The organism is Saccharothrix coeruleofusca (genome assembly GCF_014648515.1).
GTDB lineage: Bacteria > Actinomycetota > Actinomycetes > Mycobacteriales > Pseudonocardiaceae > Actinosynnema > Actinosynnema coeruleofuscum.
The window spans coordinates 99,236-114,325 of the sequence record NZ_BMRG01000020.1; the positions used below are offsets into that span (position 1 = coordinate 99,236).

The 15,090-nt window shown below is 73.4% G+C and carries 16 protein-coding genes; 11 read left to right on the forward strand and 5 right to left on the reverse strand.

Going from position 1 to position 15,090, the window contains the following annotated elements; all coding sequences use genetic code 11:
* Nucleotides 1–112: 112 nt before the first annotated feature.
* Nucleotides 113–1,174 (reverse strand): glucose 1-dehydrogenase, encoded by a 1,062-nt coding sequence (locus tag IEZ00_RS31545; protein WP_229796284.1) that lies wholly within the window; start codon nt 1,172–1,174, stop codon nt 113–115.
* Between the two features lie 50 nt (nt 1,175–1,224).
* Here IEZ00_RS31545 and IEZ00_RS31550 point away from each other — a divergent pair, with 50 nt between their 5' ends.
* From IEZ00_RS31550 to IEZ00_RS31580, 7 genes are all read left to right on the forward strand, one after another.
* Entirely contained in the window at nt 1,225–3,282 is a 2,058-nt protein-coding gene (locus IEZ00_RS31550) for a glycoside hydrolase family 15 protein (protein ID WP_189227018.1), read from the forward strand.
* 167 nt (nt 3,283–3,449) lie between these two features.
* Nucleotides 3,450–4,064 carry a DUF3558 domain-containing protein gene (locus tag IEZ00_RS31555; RefSeq protein ID WP_189227019.1) on the forward strand — a complete coding sequence of 205 codons (615 nt, stop codon included), beginning with the start codon at nt 3,450–3,452 and terminating at the stop codon, nt 4,062–4,064.
* 105 nt (nt 4,065–4,169) lie between these two features.
* The gene (locus IEZ00_RS31560) at nt 4,170–4,559 is read left to right on the forward strand and encodes a transcriptional regulator (protein ID WP_189227020.1); all 390 of its coding nucleotides are present in this window, start codon (nt 4,170–4,172) and stop codon (nt 4,557–4,559) included.
* A 16-nt stretch (nt 4,560–4,575) separates the two neighbouring features.
* Entirely contained in the window at nt 4,576–5,952 is a 1,377-nt protein-coding gene (locus IEZ00_RS37890) for a PPE domain-containing protein (RefSeq protein ID WP_189227021.1), read from the forward strand.
* A gap of 82 nt (nt 5,953–6,034) precedes the next feature.
* On the forward strand, nt 6,035–6,841 hold the full coding sequence (locus IEZ00_RS31570) for an ESX secretion-associated protein EspG (RefSeq protein WP_189227022.1): 807 nt from the start codon (nt 6,035–6,037) through the stop codon (nt 6,839–6,841).
* A gap of 37 nt (nt 6,842–6,878) precedes the next feature.
* Nucleotides 6,879–7,256 carry a sterol carrier family protein gene (locus IEZ00_RS31575; protein WP_189227023.1) on the forward strand — a complete coding sequence of 126 codons (378 nt, stop codon included), beginning with the start codon at nt 6,879–6,881 and terminating at the stop codon, nt 7,254–7,256.
* 89 nt (nt 7,257–7,345) lie between these two features.
* Nucleotides 7,346–7,678 carry a hypothetical protein gene (locus IEZ00_RS31580; RefSeq protein WP_189227024.1) on the forward strand — a complete coding sequence of 111 codons (333 nt, stop codon included), beginning with the start codon at nt 7,346–7,348 and terminating at the stop codon, nt 7,676–7,678.
* On the opposite strand, the gene IEZ00_RS31585 is transcribed toward IEZ00_RS31580, so the two are convergent.
* Together IEZ00_RS31585 and IEZ00_RS31590 are read right to left on the reverse strand one after the other, a co-directional pair.
* Nucleotides 7,675–9,654 (reverse strand): alpha/beta hydrolase, encoded by a 1,980-nt coding sequence (locus tag IEZ00_RS31585; protein WP_229796285.1) that lies wholly within the window; start codon nt 9,652–9,654, stop codon nt 7,675–7,677. The genes IEZ00_RS31580 and IEZ00_RS31585 overlap by 4 nt on opposite strands.
* Nucleotides 9,651–9,977 (reverse strand): DUF2563 family protein, encoded by a 327-nt coding sequence (locus IEZ00_RS31590; RefSeq protein ID WP_189227025.1) that lies wholly within the window; start codon nt 9,975–9,977, stop codon nt 9,651–9,653. Before IEZ00_RS31590 ends, IEZ00_RS31585 begins: the two co-directional genes overlap by 4 nt.
* A gap of 107 nt (nt 9,978–10,084) precedes the next feature.
* On the opposite strand from IEZ00_RS31590, the gene IEZ00_RS31595 reads away from it, so the two are divergent.
* The 3 genes from IEZ00_RS31595 to purM all read left to right on the forward strand — a co-directional run bounded on the left by IEZ00_RS31595 (nt 10,085) and on the right by purM (nt 13,566).
* Nucleotides 10,085–10,843: a maleylpyruvate isomerase N-terminal domain-containing protein gene (locus tag IEZ00_RS31595; protein WP_229796286.1), complete on the forward strand. Its 759-nt coding sequence runs from the start codon at nt 10,085–10,087 to the stop codon at nt 10,841–10,843.
* 103 nt (nt 10,844–10,946) lie between these two features.
* Complete coding sequence (gene purF, locus IEZ00_RS31600; RefSeq protein WP_189227026.1) at nt 10,947–12,476, forward strand: amidophosphoribosyltransferase; 1,530 nt, start codon at nt 10,947–10,949, stop codon at nt 12,474–12,476.
* A 16-nt stretch (nt 12,477–12,492) separates the two neighbouring features.
* The gene (gene purM, locus IEZ00_RS31605) at nt 12,493–13,566 is read left to right on the forward strand and encodes a phosphoribosylformylglycinamidine cyclo-ligase (RefSeq protein ID WP_244989723.1); all 1,074 of its coding nucleotides are present in this window, start codon (nt 12,493–12,495) and stop codon (nt 13,564–13,566) included.
* A 56-nt stretch (nt 13,567–13,622) separates the two neighbouring features.
* On the opposite strand, the gene IEZ00_RS31610 is transcribed toward purM, so the two are convergent.
* Nucleotides 13,623–14,045, reverse strand: a complete 423-nt coding sequence (locus IEZ00_RS31610) for an ester cyclase (RefSeq protein ID WP_189227028.1) — start codon at nt 14,043–14,045, stop codon at nt 13,623–13,625.
* Between the two features lie 119 nt (nt 14,046–14,164).
* On the opposite strand from IEZ00_RS31610, the gene IEZ00_RS31615 reads away from it, so the two are divergent.
* The gene (locus IEZ00_RS31615) at nt 14,165–14,869 is read left to right on the forward strand and encodes a TetR/AcrR family transcriptional regulator (protein ID WP_229796287.1); all 705 of its coding nucleotides are present in this window, start codon (nt 14,165–14,167) and stop codon (nt 14,867–14,869) included.
* Between the two features lie 15 nt (nt 14,870–14,884).
* Here IEZ00_RS31615 and IEZ00_RS37895 read toward each other — a convergent pair whose 3' ends face one another.
* The gene (locus IEZ00_RS37895; protein WP_268248870.1) at nt 14,885–15,019 is read right to left on the reverse strand and encodes a hypothetical protein; all 135 of its coding nucleotides are present in this window, start codon (nt 15,017–15,019) and stop codon (nt 14,885–14,887) included.
* Between the last annotated feature and the right edge of the window lie 71 nt (nt 15,020–15,090).

The following is a 15,090-nucleotide window of genomic DNA, read 5'->3' on the forward strand; positions in this document are numbered from 1 at the left end:
GCAGCTCTGCACCTCGAACGTTTGGCACTCTTGCAAGGAGAGTGCTAACAAGATGATCAGGCGTTCGGCAAGGAGGTCGCCAGGCAGCGTGGCGGAGATCACCGCCCGTGGATCACCGCAGGTCCACGACCACCTTCACGTCGTCCTCGTGCTTCTCGAACGCCTCGGTGAAGCGGTCCAGCGGCACCCGCCGGGTGATCAGCCCGGACAGCCAGGAGTGGTCCGCGCGGGCCAGCGCGGCGGCGGCGGTGCGGTAGTCGCGCGGCCCGGCGTTGACCGTGCCCACGACGGCCTTGTTGCCCATGACGATGCCGTCGAACACCCGCCGCGACAGCGCCGCCGCGTCCTCGTCGCCGGAGATGCCCGCCAGCACCGCCACCGACGCGCGGGACACGCACTCCCAGGCCAGTTCGGCCACCCCGGTGCACTCGATCGCCACGTCCACCTCGGCGGCGACCCGGTCCAGCGACGGGTGGTAGGAAGCGCCCAGCGCCCGCACCAGGTCCGGCTTCACCCCGTCGGTGACCCGGTCGACCACGTGCACGTCCAGCCCGCGCTGCACGCCCAGCATGGCCGCCAGCAGGCCGATCGGCCCCGCCCCGACCACCAGCGCCGAGCGGGCGGGCACGAACGCGCGGGAGCACAGCAGCTCCACCTGCGCCCACGCCTTGGCCACCACGGAAGCGGGCTCCAGCAGCACGCCCGCGTCACCCAGCGAGGCGTCCAGCGGCACCGCGAACTCCGGCGGCACGCTCCACCGCTGCATCCCGTACCCGTCCAACTCCTTGATGCCGCGCTCCCGGTACCGGCCGTTGCGGCAGAAGTCCCAGGCGTCGGCCGCGCACGCGGGGCACGGCTCCGGGTCGGGCCGCCGCACCACCCCGGCCACCAGGTCGCCCGGCGCGAACCCGGAGCCCTCCGGGGCGGACAGCACCCGGCCCAGCGACTCGTGGAACAGCACCAGCCCGTCCCTGCCGGGCGGCGGGGAGCCGAAGCCGTCCTCGACGATCTCCACGTCGGTGCCGCAGACCCCGACCAGCAGACCCTCCACCAGCACCTCGTCCGGGCGCTCCGGGACGGCAAGCTCCACCACGGCCGACTCGTCGGGCTCGCCGGGCACCACCCGCGCCGCCTTCACCCGGCCACCCCCGTCCACATCGGACTCCACGGTCACCCGGTCGAGCCTACGGTTTGGCCGCCCCCGCCGCTGAGCACCCAGTGGGCATGACCCCACTGTCGTTGGTCGCGGTGATGCTGGCGAGCACCCTGGCGGCGGCCCCCGGAGCACCCGGCGCCCCCGCGGTCTACACACCCGCCGACAAGCAGGGCTTCGGCACCGCGAGGAGCGCGGACAGCCCGGTGTGGTTCACCATCGGGCGCACGGGCCTGAACGAGGTCTTCTACCCCGACCTGAGCACCCCGGCCACGCGGGAGCTCCAGTTAGTCGTCACCGACGGGCGCACGTTCGTCGAGCGCACGGGTGACGCGCGCACCACGCCCGTCGGGAACCTGAGGTACCGCCAGGACTTCCGCGGCACCGGGTGGCGGGCGCGGGTGGAGTACACCACCGACCCGGCCGGGGCCGCCGTGCTGGCGGACGTGGCGGTCGAGGCGGAGCGGCCGGTGAAGGTGTACGCGGTGCACGACCCGGCGCTGTCGCGGGAGGGCGCGGACGACTCGGCGCGCACCGAGGGCGGCGCGCTCGTCGCCACCGACGCCGCAGGCGCGAGCGCGCTGGTCGCCCGAGGTGGTTTCGCCGCCACCTCCAACGGTTTCCGCGACACCAGCGACGGCTGGACCGACCTGGCCGACAAGCGGCTGGACTGGACCTACCCGGAGGCGGGACCGGGCAACGTGGTGCAGACCGGCGAACTCCGCGTGGACGGCGTGCGACACCGCGACACCACGCTGGCACTGGGATTCGGCGCCACCGGCGCCGAAGCCGCGCGCACCGCCCGCGTCTCGCTGGAGTCGGGCTTCTCCCGCGCCGCCCGCGCCTACGACCGGGGCTGGACCGACTACCTCAGGACCCTCAAGCGCCCGGAGGTCGCCGACCGGGCGTTGTACGACACGTCGCTGATGGTTCTGGCGGCGACGGAGGACAAGCGCCACCCCGGCGCGTTCGTGGCCTCGCCGAGCTTCCCGTGGGCGTTCGGCTTCGACCGGACCATCGCCCCGGAGTTCGGCTCCTACGCCCTGGTCTGGCCGCGCGACCAGTACCAGGTCGCGACCGCGCTGATCGCCGCCGGTGACCGCGCCGCCGCCGACCGCGCGCTGGACTACATGCTGCGCGTGCAGCAGCAGCCGGACGGCCACCTGCCGCAGAACACCAGGGTCGACGGAACCCCGTACTGGACCAACGTCCAGCAGGACGAGCAGGCCGCGCCCATGCTGCTGGCCTGGCTGCTCGGTCGCACCGATCCGTCCACACTGGACGGTCTGCGGCGGGCGGCGGAGTTCATGGTGAACTACCCGAACGCCCCCTTCACCGAGCAGGAGCGCTGGGAGAACCAGAGCGGCTACTCGCCCGCGACCATCGCCGCCGAGGTCGCGGGCCTGGTGTGCCTGGCCGACCTGCTGCGCGCGGCGGGCGACACCACCGCCGCCGACCGGTACCTCGCCGTCGCCGACCAGTGGGAGGCCCGGATCGAGTCGTGGACCGCGACGAACACCGGCCCGTACGGACCGAAGCCGTACTACCTGCGGCTGACCAAGGACGGGCAGCCGGACGCGGGCACCGCCTACAACCTCGGCGACAACAACCCCGGCGAGATCGACCAGCGGGCCGTGGTGGACCCCAGCTTCCTGGAACTGGTGCGGCTGGGCCTGCGCGCCCCGGACGACCCGGTGGTGCGCAACACCGTGGCCGTGGTCGACCGGCAGCTGCGCAACGGCCCGTTCTGGCACCGGTTCACCGGTGACGGCTTCGGCGAGCGCGCCGACGGCGGCCCGTGGAACCTCGGCCAGGGACGCACCTACGGCCGGTTGTGGCCGATCTTCTCCGGTGAGCGCGGGGAGTACGAGCTGCTGCTGGGCGACCGGCGGGCGGCCCGGCAGCGGTTGGCCGACATCGCCTCCACCGCCAACAGCGGGCGGATGCTGCCCGAGCAGGTCTGGGACGACCGCGCGCCGCACCGGCGCTACGGCACGGGCACCGGCTCGGCGACCCCGCTGGCGTGGACCCACGCCCAGTACGTCCGCCTGGCCTGGTCGATCGAGGCGGGTGCCCCGGTGGAACGCCCCGCCGTCGTCGCCTGCCGCTACACCCCCACTTCCTGCTGACCCGCGTCGGCAAGTACCACCCGGCGTCCTCATCGGGGCCGGTATCTACTACCCGACCCCGTGGGCCGGGTAGTAGATACCGGCCCTGTGCGGAGGGGCCGGTGGTACTTGCAGGCGCTGGGCGGAATGGGGCGTCCGGCGGGCGCTGATCCGATACGTTTACCCCCATGCGGAGTTCCTGGCACCGTGCCGCGGCCGTGCTGGCCGCCGTGACCGTCCCCGCCGCCGTGCTCGCGGGCTGCTCCGAGACCACCGGTGGCAACGCCTCCGCCGGGTCGAGCACCGGGCGGACGGAGACGAGCACGCCGGAGTCGGACGCGCCGTCGAGCACGTCCAAGGCCCCCGCCGACCGACCCAAGACGATCAACCTGCGCGACGTGGACCCGTGCACCCTGCTCACCGAGCAGCAGCGGGCGCAGCTCGGCTTGGACCGCCCTCCGCTGAAGAACACCAACAGCGCCCACTCCTCGCCCGCGTGCAACATCAGCCGCGAGGACCGGCGGTACTACGTCGGCCTCAGCACGGTGACCACCGCGGGCACCGAGTGGTACACCGATGGCAACTTCCTCGGTGACGTGCAGAACCTCCAGGTCGGCGGCTTCCCCGCAGTGGTCGGCACCGCTAAGGACGACCCGTACGTCTGCTTCATCGCCGTCGACGTCTCCGACGGCCAGATGGTCGACGTGCAGGCGGGCAGCGCAGGCGAGGCCGATCGGACGCAGCTCTGCCAGGTCGCGCAGCAGTCCGCGGGCGCGGCGGTCGAGACCCTGATGAGCAGGTAGTCCGAATTTCTCCTGACGGGAACCACCCGTTCGCGTCATGCATCGGAGTTACAGTCATCCCACAAGCACACGCTGGGGCAAGTGCAGTATCGAGGAGGGTGTGCCGTGTTCATCGCGGATGGTGGTGGGGGGTCCACGAGGGCTCCGCTCCCCGAGTACAGCGGGTCGCAGCAGAAGCTGAGCGTCGACCCCTCGGCGATCCCCGCCGCCCGGAAGGTGTTCACCGACGCGCTGGACCGGTTGGACGCGCAGCTGTACGACGCCAGGTCGGCGCTGCGGGCGCGCGAGTGGGCGGGCGACCCGGTCAGCAAGGAGACCGCCCAGAAGTTCAACCAGGACACCTTCGAGGCCGGTGACAGCGCCGCGCTGACCGCGATCTTCGCCTACCGCGACCAGTTGCAGGGCGTGGTGGAGCAGCTCACCCAGATCGAGAACACCTACCGCCGGGTCGAAGGCGACAACTCCGCGGTCTGGGGCCGCATCAACAACAACTGAGAGGGGGCCGTAGACCATGGGGGACCACCGCTGGCGCGGGTACGCCCACCCGGAGCTGTACAAGATGATCAACAGCGGTCCGGGCGTGGCCGCCTCCCGTCCTGTCGAGGACAAGTGGAAGGCGCTGTCCGAGGCCCTGGGCGAGATCGACACCTCCATCCACGAAGGTCTGGAGAAGATCGGCGCCAACTGGCAGGGCAGCACCGCCGACACCACGCAGGCCGCGCTGTCGCCGCTGGCCCAGTGGGCTTCCGACGCGCAGCAGGGCTCGGACACCATGAAGGCGTCCGCGCAGCTGCAGGCGGAGTACATCGCCGACGCGCGCAAGGAGATGCCCGAGCCCGTCCCGGTCACCACCGAGGCGCCGTCCACCGGCGAGAAGGTGCTCGGCGCGCTCACCGGACCGTTCGGCATGATGCACGTCATCCAGCAGCAGAAGGACCACGAGGCCCAGGAAGCCGCTCAGGACAACGCTGAGCAGAAGGCCATCGCGGTCATGAACACCTACCAGTCCAACAGCGAGTGGAACAGCAACACGCTGGGCCAGTTCGTGCCGCCGCCGCAGGTCGTGATCGACACGCCCGCCCCCGGCGGCCCCGGCAGCTTCAACGACACCAGCGCGGGCTACACCAGCAAGCCCACCTGGACCGCGCCGTCGGACAGCAGCGGCACCACGAGCACCTCGTGGGCCACGCCCACGCCGACCGGCCCGGCGGTCAACCCGTCCGGCTACACCCCGCCGCCCGGCGGCGGTGGCGGCACCACCACGCCGACGTGGGCCCAGCCCACGCCCGCCCCGCCGGTCAACCAGCCGGTGCTGCCCAACCCGCAGCCCGGCCCGGTCAAGCCGCCGATGAACCCGCCGGTGTTCCCGCCGTCGTGGGCCCCGCCGCCCAACGGCGGCGCGAAGCCCCCGGCGACCGGTCCCCGGCCGGGTCTGCCGCCGAACACCCGCGTGCCCGGCGGCCCCGGTGGTCCTCGTCCCGGTGTGCCCGGCGGCCCCGGCATGGGCCGTCCCGGCATGCCGGGGATGCCCGGTGTGCCCGGCGGTCCTGGCGGCCCCGGTGGCATGAACCGGCCGGGGATGCCCGCGATGCCGGGGATGCCGGGCGGCGTGCCCGGTGCTCCGGGCGGTCCCGGCGTGCCGGGGATGCCCGGTCGCGGCGGCTCCACCGGCGTGGGCGCCTTCGGCCCCGGCGCGCCGGGCGTGGGCGGTCCCGGTGGCGCGGCCGGTGGTCGTGGCGGCGCGGGCATGGCGGGCGGCGCGGCCCCCGGCGCCCACGGCAACGGCGAGGAGGACCTGGAGCACAAGGCGGCCGACTACCTGGTCGAGACCGAGGACGTCTTCGGTGACGACCGCCTGGTGGCCCCGCCCGTGATCGGCGAGGTCTGAGTCCTGTCGAGTTGACCGCGTCCGCGAGCACCACCCGGTGCTCGCGGACGCGAGTTCGTTGGAGCGGAGGAAGACCGCAGAGGTGAACTACTTCGGGGGACCGGTGGAGCGGGAGCCGATCACTCTCTCCGCCGAGGAGTTCGACGTGCTCTGGGAGCGCCTCGGCGCTGGGCCCATGCCGCTGGTCATCAAGGTGCCCTCACCGGGCAAGACGCACCAGGAGCGGGCCGAGCTGGAGCGCCGGGTGTGGCACGCGGTGGGCAGCCGGGGCCTGGGTGGCCCGACCGGGCTGCACCCGGAGCTGGACCACCTGCTGCGGTTGTTCGTGCGGCCCGAGCGCGAGGTCGACGGCCGGTTGTGGGTCGGCAAGAGCGTCCGGGTGCTGGCCGTGGCCAACGGTGACGACGGCGCGCTGGCCACGCTGACCGACGGGCAGATCACGTTCCGCCGGGCGGCGGGCAGCGGCCTGCCCACGGCGGTGCTGTCCGCGCTGCCCGCCCACCCGGCGGGCACCGGCCACTCGGTGACCATGCCCAGCGCCGACCTGGAAGCCGCCGTGAAGGGCTCCGACGGCACGCCCAAGGGCCTGGAGTCGGCGCTGCGCGAGCGCGGTGTGCGGCAGGAGGACGCGGCCACGCTGGCGAAGATGTTCACCGGCCTGGTGCACACCGGGAACTTCGGCGCGGCGGTCCGCGACCGGTACGGCAAGCGCTGCCGCCCGGACCGGGTGGTCGCCTTCTTCGACACCGAGGAGGGCCGCTACCTCCAGCAGCGGCGGGCTTCCGGCGGCACGGAGCCGTGGAGCACCTTCACGCCCACCGACGCCCGCAGGCTCGGCCACCAGCTCGACGAGCTGCTGGCCGAGGCCGTCCGCGACGCCAAGCGCTGAAGCCGAGCGCTGAAGCGGCCGGGGTTAGGGTGGTCGGGTGCCGTCCAAGCCCGTCGACCCCCGCGAGGCCCGCGCCGCCGTCGAAGCCGTGCTGCCCTGGTTGGCGGGTGAGGCCGACCAGCCGGAGCGCCCGGTGCTGGCCGCCGCGGTGCGGTTGAGCCTGCGCACCCTGGAGCAGGTGGCGCCGGGCCGCAGCGTGGAGGTCCGGGTGCCGCCGTTCGCCGCGGTGCAGTGCGTCGCGGGCCCCCGGCACACCCGTGGCACCCCGCCGAACGTGGTGGAGACCGATCCCCGGACGTGGCTGGAGCTGGCCACCGGCCGCCTGGACTGGGCCGCCGCGCTGGACGACGCCCGCGTCACCGCCTCCGGCAGCCGGGCCGACCTGTCCCCCCTCCTCCCCGTCCTGCGCTTCTGATCCGCGCGAATCGCACCTCCGGGTAGTGGTTACCGGCCCTCGCGAGTTCGTCGGGTAGTACTTGCAGGTGGGGCGCTACCCTCGACCGGGTGAAGAGGGTGTGCGTCGTGGTGCTCGCGCTCGGCTTTGCGCTCGCCGGGTGCGGCAGCGAGTGGGAGGGCGAGGTGCGGTTCGAGGTCACCCGGATCGCCCCGCCCTACGAGTCCATGGGCGAGCGGAAGCCCGAGCACGTCGTGCTGGCGCTGGACCAGGAAGTGCCCGACTCGGTGCGCGGCCTGCAGACCACCGGGGCCGACATCGACCAGTTCCCGGAGGGCGTCGCGGTCGGTGACCGGGTGCTCTGCCGGGTGCGGCAGAGCGACGACAACGGCCTGGACGGCGTGGACCCCACGACGACCGTCGGCCCCTGCCGCGAGGCCTAGAACCAAGAACCGACCGTGCTGTCCCAGAGGCCGCCCGCGCCCTCGACCACGTCGCGGCCGAACTCCACCACGTCGCCGACCGCGCCCACGGCCACGTCGCCCACGTCGCTCAGCGCCTCCTTGCCGGTGCTGAGCAGCCCTCCGCCCGCTTCCGACCACCGGCCCGCGACGGCGTCCCGGCCCGCCTCCCACAGGCCGCCGCCGAGGTCGCCGACCAGGTCGGCGGCGCCCGCCGCGGTGCCGCTGACCACGTCGAGCACCGGGCCGACCACCGGGACGCCCGAGCCGGGCAGCGCCGGGCCGAGCGGGCTGTCGTGCCACTCCTGCCCGGTGACCGAGCCGCCGTCGCCGTTGGCGATCCTGGCCAGGTTCTCCAGCGACTCGGTGCCCCGGTCGTAGTAGGCCGAGTGGGCGTGCTCGATCGAGGACCGGTCGGCGGTGCCGAAGGTCTTCGCGCCGAACGCCGGGTCGTACGGGCCGGTGGAGGAGCCGTCCTCGGTGAACCAGTCCGAGCTGGTGCCCTGCACGACCGGGTCGTGCTCGGTCGCACCGACGTAGACGTGGCCGCGCCCGGCGGAGAGCTGGTCGACGCTGGACGCGCCCACGCCGGGCGAGCCGACGAACGCGATGTCGTCGGCGGCCAGGCCGTTCATGCCGGCGTAGCCGACGGTGGTGGAGCCGTAGGAGTGCCCGATCACGGTCAGGTGCTGGCCGGGCGCGCCCGCCGCGCGGTAGCCGTCCACGTCGGCGACGAGGTTCGCGCCGCCCTCCTTGGCCTGCGCGGGGTCGTCGACCTCGCCGACGGCCCAGCCGGGCGCGTCGTAGCCGAGCCACTGGATGGTGGCGCTGCCTTCAGCTCCCATCTGCGCGCGCAGGTTGCCCGCCTGGGAGACCGAGAAGCCGTCCAGCGTGGACCCGGTGCCGGGCACGCAGACGGCCAGGTTCCGCGCGGTGTCCGGGTTGCCGTAGGCGATGGCGGTCGCGCCGTCGCCGCGAGGGCCGTACGGGTCCCACGCCATGATCCGCACGTCCGGTTCGCCGCGCTCGTTGAACCACCCCTCGCGGCGGGCGATGGTCTCGGCCTCCTCGATGCTCTCGCGCACGGCGGCGGCGTTGTCGGCCTTGGTTGCGGCCTCCTGCCGCCGCTCCATCAGCGAGGCGTACTCGGGGTCGTTGAGCAGGGCGGTCTGCCCCGCCGACGAGTTCGGGTCCAGGCCCAGCTCGCGCGCCCGCGCGGCCAGCTGGGCGTCCAGGCGGTCGCGCTCGGCGGAGAAGCGCTGCGCGTCGTCCGCGATGCGGGCCCGGTTGGCCTGGTCCAGCACCGCCGACGGCAGCCCGCGCAGCTGCCCCAGCTCCTGGAACCGGGTGCGCAGCAGCTCGTCCTGCTGCTCCTTGCTCAGCGACTTCCACCACGCCGCGACCCGCTGGGGGTCCGTGCCCGGCCCCGGCACGGCGGGGGTGGCGCGCAGCTGCGCGTTCACGCTGCCCCAGCCCGCGTCGCCTGCGGCGACCTCGGCGAAGCCGGGTTTCACCTTGCCCAGCGCGGCGGCGTAGGAGCGCAGCACCCGCTCGTAGCCGTCCTTGACGTTGGTCAGCGACTCGTTGACGCGCGCCGCGAGCTCGGCGGTCTGCGCCTGGTCCAGCATCGGCGAGCGGCTGCGCCAGACCGCGATGACCTGGTCGGCGCTGCCGCGCATCCGCGCGTACGCCTGCGCGGCGGCCCGCACCACCTCCGCGCCGACGCCCAGCCGCTCCTGCGCGACGGTCGCCGAGCGCGCCGACAGCTCGGCGCGCTTGCCGAACCGCTCCGCCGAGGCGCCGGTCCACGACGCCGTCGCGGTGGAGCCGCCGGACGAGACCGCCTGTCCCGCGCGGCTCATCGCGCTCATCGCGCCGCTGATGGGGTCGGCCGCGGCGGCGACCCGCCCCGCGTCACCGGCGGCGAGCTGCCCGTAGAGGACCTCGGGGTCGATCACGCGGCACCCCCGTCGAACGCGCGGTGGATGGCGGTGAAGCCCCGCGTGGAGTCGTCGTCGGCCCGTGCGTAGGAGTCGGCGTTCTCGGCCAGGCCGTCGCCCGCGTCCCGGTACCAGGCCGAGCCCCGGCGCAGGTCGTCGGACTGCTCACCGGCGAACCGGGCCAGCGCGTCGGCGAACTCGGCGGCGGCGGGAACCCGGCCGAGCGCCTCCGCGTCAAGGCTGAGCATGGAGACCAGGTCGGCCCCGTCGCCTGCCGCGTCCGCGCCGTCGTGGAACTGCCGCGAGGCCGTCCGCAACGTCTCTGGCTGAACACCGAACACGATTCCCACCCTTCGCGCGCTGACCGGGCAGGACTGCGACGCGCGCGGCGGAGCGGCGGTTCCCGGTGTCGCGGGGAACCGCTGCGGGGGACATGCGGTGGGGCACGATGACCACGAGGAAACAGGAGGACGCCGTGTCACGAGGATGGACGACCCAGCGGTGGACCGCGGTGTTCACCGAGCAGGCGCGGATGTTCCGCGCGGCGGTCGGCCGGGCCGACCCGGCGGCCCCGGTGCCCAGCTGCCCCGGCTGGACGTTCACCGAGCTGGCGCTGCACGTGGCGCGGTTCCTGGAGACCTCGCTGGAGTACCTGCGCAGCGGCAGCCCGGTGCGGCTCAAGCTGCCGCCCGCGCCGGTCGGCGCGGTCCCGCTGGAGTACCTGGACGCCCAGCTCGCGGCGGCGGCCGAGGTGCTGCCCGAGGTGCCCGGCAACCGCGCCGCGTGGACGTTCTCGCCCGCCGCGCCGGACCTGGCGTGGGTGTGGCACCGGCGTATCGCGCACGAACTGGACCTGCGGCGGTGGGACGCGCAGGCGGCGCTGCGCGAGCTGGTCGCCGGTGACACCGACTTCGCCGTGGACGGCGTCGACGAGGCGCTGGGCACGCTGCTGGCCGCCAAGTACGCCACCGACGTGCCGCCGACCGCCAAGGGCACCGCGCTGGTCCAGCTCACCGACGTGCCCGAGGCGTGGCTGGTCCGGTTCACCCCCGGCGAGGTGCCCGAGGTCCGGGCGGCCTGGCCGGGCGAGGAGGTGGACCTCACCATCCGGGGCGAGGCCCAGCTCGTCCACTACGGGCTGTGGGGGCGGCTGCCGCTGCGCGCGGAGGGCGACCAGGGCCTGCTGCGGGCGGTCCGACTGGACTGAACAGTGCGTTTGGTCACGTCCGGGGGGTCTTGAGGGGGGTGGTTCACCCGGCGGGGACCGTACACTCGGGAGGCAGCCCGCCTTCGTCGCTAGGGAGCACTCGGTGGTCACCGACCAATCTGACGCCGGCCGCACCGAATCCGAAAAGCCCGAACCCGAACCCCGCGAAGAGTGCGGGGTTTTTGGTGTGTGGGCGCCGGGTGAGGAAGTCGCCAAGCTGACCTACTACGGGCTGTACGCGCTGCAGCACCGCGGTCAGGAGGCGGCGGGCATCTCCGTCGGGGACGGCAGCCAGGTGGTGGTCTTCAAGGACCTCGGCCTGGTCTCGCAGGTCTTCGACGAGCAGGTGCTGTCCTCCCTGCGCGGCCACGTCGCCGTCGGCCACTGCCGCTACTCCACCACCGGGTCAACGACCTGGGAGAACGCGCAGCCGACGTTCCGCACCACGGCCACCGGCTCCGGCCTGTCGCTGGGCCACAACGGCAACCTGGTCAACACCGCCGAGCTGCTGGCCAGGGCCCGCGAGGCGGGCGTGGACACCGGTCAGGGCGCCACCACGGACTCCGACCTGGTCTGCGGCCTGCTCGCGGCCGCCGCCGCCGACGTGGGCATCGAGCAGGCCGCGCTGGAGCTGCTGCCCACCCTGCGCGGCGCGTTCTGCCTGACCTTCTCCGACGAGTCCACGCTGTACGCGGCGCGCGACCCGCACGGCGTGCGCCCGCTGGTGCTGGGCCGCCTCGAGCGCGGCTGGGTGGTGGCCAGCGAGACCGCCGCGCTGGACATCGTGGGCGCGTCGTTCGTCCGCGAGGTCGAGCCGGGCGAGCTGATCGCCATCGACGAGAACGGGCTGCGGTCCAGCCGGTTCGCCAACCCCGAGCCCAAGGGCTGCATCTTCGAGTACGTCTACCTGGCCCGCCCGGACACCACGATCGCGGGCCGCGGCGTGCACGCCACCCGCGTGGAGATCGGCCGCAGGCTGGCCAAGGAGCACCCGGCCGAGGCCGACCTGGTCATCCCGGTGCCCGAGTCCGGCACGCCCGCCGCCATCGGCTACGCGCAGGCCTCCGGCATCCCGTACGGGTCGGGCCTGGTCAAGAACGCCTACGTGGGGCGGACCTTCATCCAGCCCTCGCAGACCATCCGTCAGCTCGGCATCCGGCTCAAGCTCAACCCGCTGCGCGACGTCATCCGCGGCAAGCGCCTGGTGGTCGTGGACGACTCGATCGTGCGCGGCAACACCCAGCGCGCCCTGGTGCGGATGCTGCGCGAAGCGGGCGCGGTCGAGGTGCACGTGCGGATCGCGTCGCCGCCGGTGAAGTGGCCGTGCTTCTACGGCATCGACTTCGCCTCGCGCGCCGAGCTGATCGCCAACGGCCTGGACCTGGACGGCATCCGCCGCTCGGTGGGCGCGGACACGCTGGGCTACGTGTCGCTGGAGGAGCTGGTCGCGGCCAGCGAGCAGCCCAAGACCCGGCTGTGCACGGCCTGCTTCGACGGCGAGTACCCGATCCCGCTGCCCGAGGACGCGCTGATCGGCAAGCACCTGCTGGAGGGCGTGCGCGGTGTCGCGGGCTCGGCGACCCCGGTGTTGGTCAACGGGTACGGTGCCGAGGACGCCCTGCAGAGGCCCTGAGCAGCGGCCCCGATAGATGGAGCAAGGTGACGTGACGGACAGCGCCAAGGCGACCTACGCCGCAGCGGGTGTGAGCATCGAGGCCGGCGACGAGGCGGTGGAGAAGCTCAAGCCGTGGGCGGCGCGGGCGCAGCGGCCCGAGGTGCTCGGCGGCATCGGCGGCTTCGCCGGCCTGTTCCAGCTCAAGCTGGACCGGTGGAAGGAGCCGGTGCTGGCCTCCTCCACCGACGGCGTGGGCACCAAGATCGCCGTCGCCCAGGCGTTGGACAAGCACGACACCGTCGGCATCGACCTGGTCGCGATGGTGGTGGACGACCTGGTGGTGTGCGGCGCGGAGCCGCTGTTCATGCAGGACTACATCGCCATCGGCAAGGTCGTCCCGGACAAGGTGGCCGCGCTGGTCAAGGGCATCTCCGAGGGCTGCGTGCGGGCCGGGTGCGCGCTGCTGGGCGGCGAGACCGCCGAGCACCCCGGCCTGATGGCCTCCAGCGACTACGACATCTCCGGCACCGGGGTCGGCGTGGTCGAGGCGTCGGCGATGCTGGGCCCGGAGCGGGTCCGCGACGGCGACGTGGTGATCGCCATGGGCTCCTCCGGCCTGCACTCCAACGGCTACTCGCTGGCCAGGCACGTGCTGCTGGAGATCGCCAGGATGCCGCTGGAGGGCCACGTCGAGGAGTTCGGCCGCACCCTGGGCGAGGAGCTGCTGGAGCCCACCCGCATCTACGCCAAGGACTGCCTGGCGCTGGCCGCCGAGGCCGAGGTGCGCACCTTCGCGCACGTCACCGGCGGCGGCCTGGCGGCCAACCTGGCCCGCGTGCTGCCCAAGGGCCTGCGCGCCAGGCTCGACCGGGGCACCTGGACGCCCGCTCCGGTGTTCGCCCTGATCGCCCAGCGCGGTCGGGTCGAGCGCGCGGAGATGGAGAAGACGTTCAACATGGGCGTCGGCATGGTCGCCGTGGTCTCGCCCGAGGACGTGGACCGCGCGCTGGCCGTGCTGACCGCGCGGCACGTGCCCGCGTGGGTGCTCGGTGAGATCGAGCCGTCGGAGGAGCCGACCGCCCTGGTCGGCGACCACCCCAGGTTCTAGAGCCGGTGACGACGTCGGCGCGGCCCCCTCGGTGCGGGGGCCGCGCCGACGTCGTTTCAGGCCGAGATCTTGAGCTGGGCCAGCATGACGTGCAGGTCGGAGTTGATCCAGTACTCGGCGAACTTGCCGTCGACCACCCGCAGGATGTCCATCCCGGTGAAGGCCACCTTCGCGCCCCGCTCGGCGGCGGCGCCGGGGATTCCACCGCCGTAGACGCCCGCGGCGGACCAGCGCATGGCGACCAGGTCGTCCTCCACGACGGGGCCGACCTCCAGGGCGTAGTCGAGGGTGGTGAACGCCGAGCGGGCGCCCCCGACCCAGCCCGTCAGCTCCTCGCGGCCGACGAGCGGGAGTTCGCCGCCGTCCAGCTTCGTGGCGTGCACGCGGATGTCCGGCGTGGCGACGTCCTCGACGAGGGCGAGGTCGCCGTTCCACATGCGGAACCACTTGTCGACGAGCGGGGAAACGTTCGTGGTCATGTCGGTCTCTCTGTGTTCGCTGATCGGGAAGCGGCCGCGAGACGACCATAACGACCATCAACAGAAGTGAGCAGTGCCAGTTTTGCCTAACAGTGTGAAGCGGTGTTTACACTGCTCGGGTGACAGTGCCGCTCCGCCAGCGCCGCCGCGCCGCCGCGATCCGCGAAATCCTCGACGCCGCCCGCGACGACATCGCCGCGCACGGCCCGGCCGGACTCTCCCTGCGCTCGGTCGCCCGCGACCTCGGCATGACGGTCCAAGCCCTCTACCACTACTTCCCCAGCCGCGACGAGCTGATCACGGCCCTGATCACGGAGGCGTACCACGCGCTGGCCGACGCCGTGGAGTCGGCGCTCGACGCCGCGCCGGACAGCGGGCTGCCGGGGTTCGTCGTCGCCGCGGAGGGCTTCCGGGCGTGGGCGATCGAGCACCCGGCCCAGTTCCAGCTCATCTACGGCACCCCGCTGCCGCACTACCAGGCCCCCGCCGACGGCCGCACCACGGCGGGAGCCCGCCGCTTCGGCGGCCTGTTCGTGCGCGAGCTGTTCGCCGAGTTCACCGAGGAGCAGCTGACCCGCGTCGAGTTCCCGCCGCTGAGCCCGGAGCTGGGCACGCACCTGGCCGCGCTCCCGCAGGAGGCGGCGGGCGGGCTGCCGCCCTCCGCCGTCGCCGCGTTCGTCAGCGCGTGGGGGCACATGCACGGCCTCGTGGTGCTGGAGGTCTTCGGGCACACCGCGTTCATCGGCCCTGGGCAGGCGGAGATCTTCCGGGGAGCCATGCTGAACCTGGTCGCCGACCTGCGCCGCCGCGTCCCGGCGGGCTGACGCCTACTCGGCCGCCTACTCGGCGCGGACCAGCACGCGCAGGACCTCGCCCTCGGGCGTGATCGCCACCCGGCGGATCACCTCGGGTCCGCCCGGCCAGTCGCCCACCAGTTCGGGCAGACCGGGGGCGCGGACTGCGATATCGCCCATTCGTGTTTCTCCTCCACCTGACACACTCAGAACCGGTTCTGCATTTCAGAGCTGGTTATCGGCAGAACATG

Coding starts and splice junctions, on each gene's coding strand:
- IEZ00_RS37890 (WP_189227021.1), top strand. CDS start 4,576: ATGGGGGACCACCGCTGGCGCGGGTACGCCCACCCGGAGCTGTACAAG.
- IEZ00_RS31610 (WP_189227028.1), bottom strand. CDS start 14,045: ATGACCACGAACGTTTCCCCGCTCGTCGACAAGTGGTTCCGCATGTGG.
- IEZ00_RS37895 (WP_268248870.1), bottom strand. CDS start 15,019: ATGGGCGATATCGCAGTCCGCGCCCCCGGTCTGCCCGAACTGGTGGGC.
- IEZ00_RS31555 (WP_189227019.1), top strand. CDS start 3,450: ATGCGGAGTTCCTGGCACCGTGCCGCGGCCGTGCTGGCCGCCGTGACC.
- purM (WP_244989723.1), top strand. CDS start 12,493: ATGGAGCAAGGTGACGTGACGGACAGCGCCAAGGCGACCTACGCCGCA.
- IEZ00_RS31595 (WP_229796286.1), top strand. CDS start 10,085: ATGACCACGAGGAAACAGGAGGACGCCGTGTCACGAGGATGGACGACC.
- IEZ00_RS31550 (WP_189227018.1), top strand. CDS start 1,225: ATGACCCCACTGTCGTTGGTCGCGGTGATGCTGGCGAGCACCCTGGCG.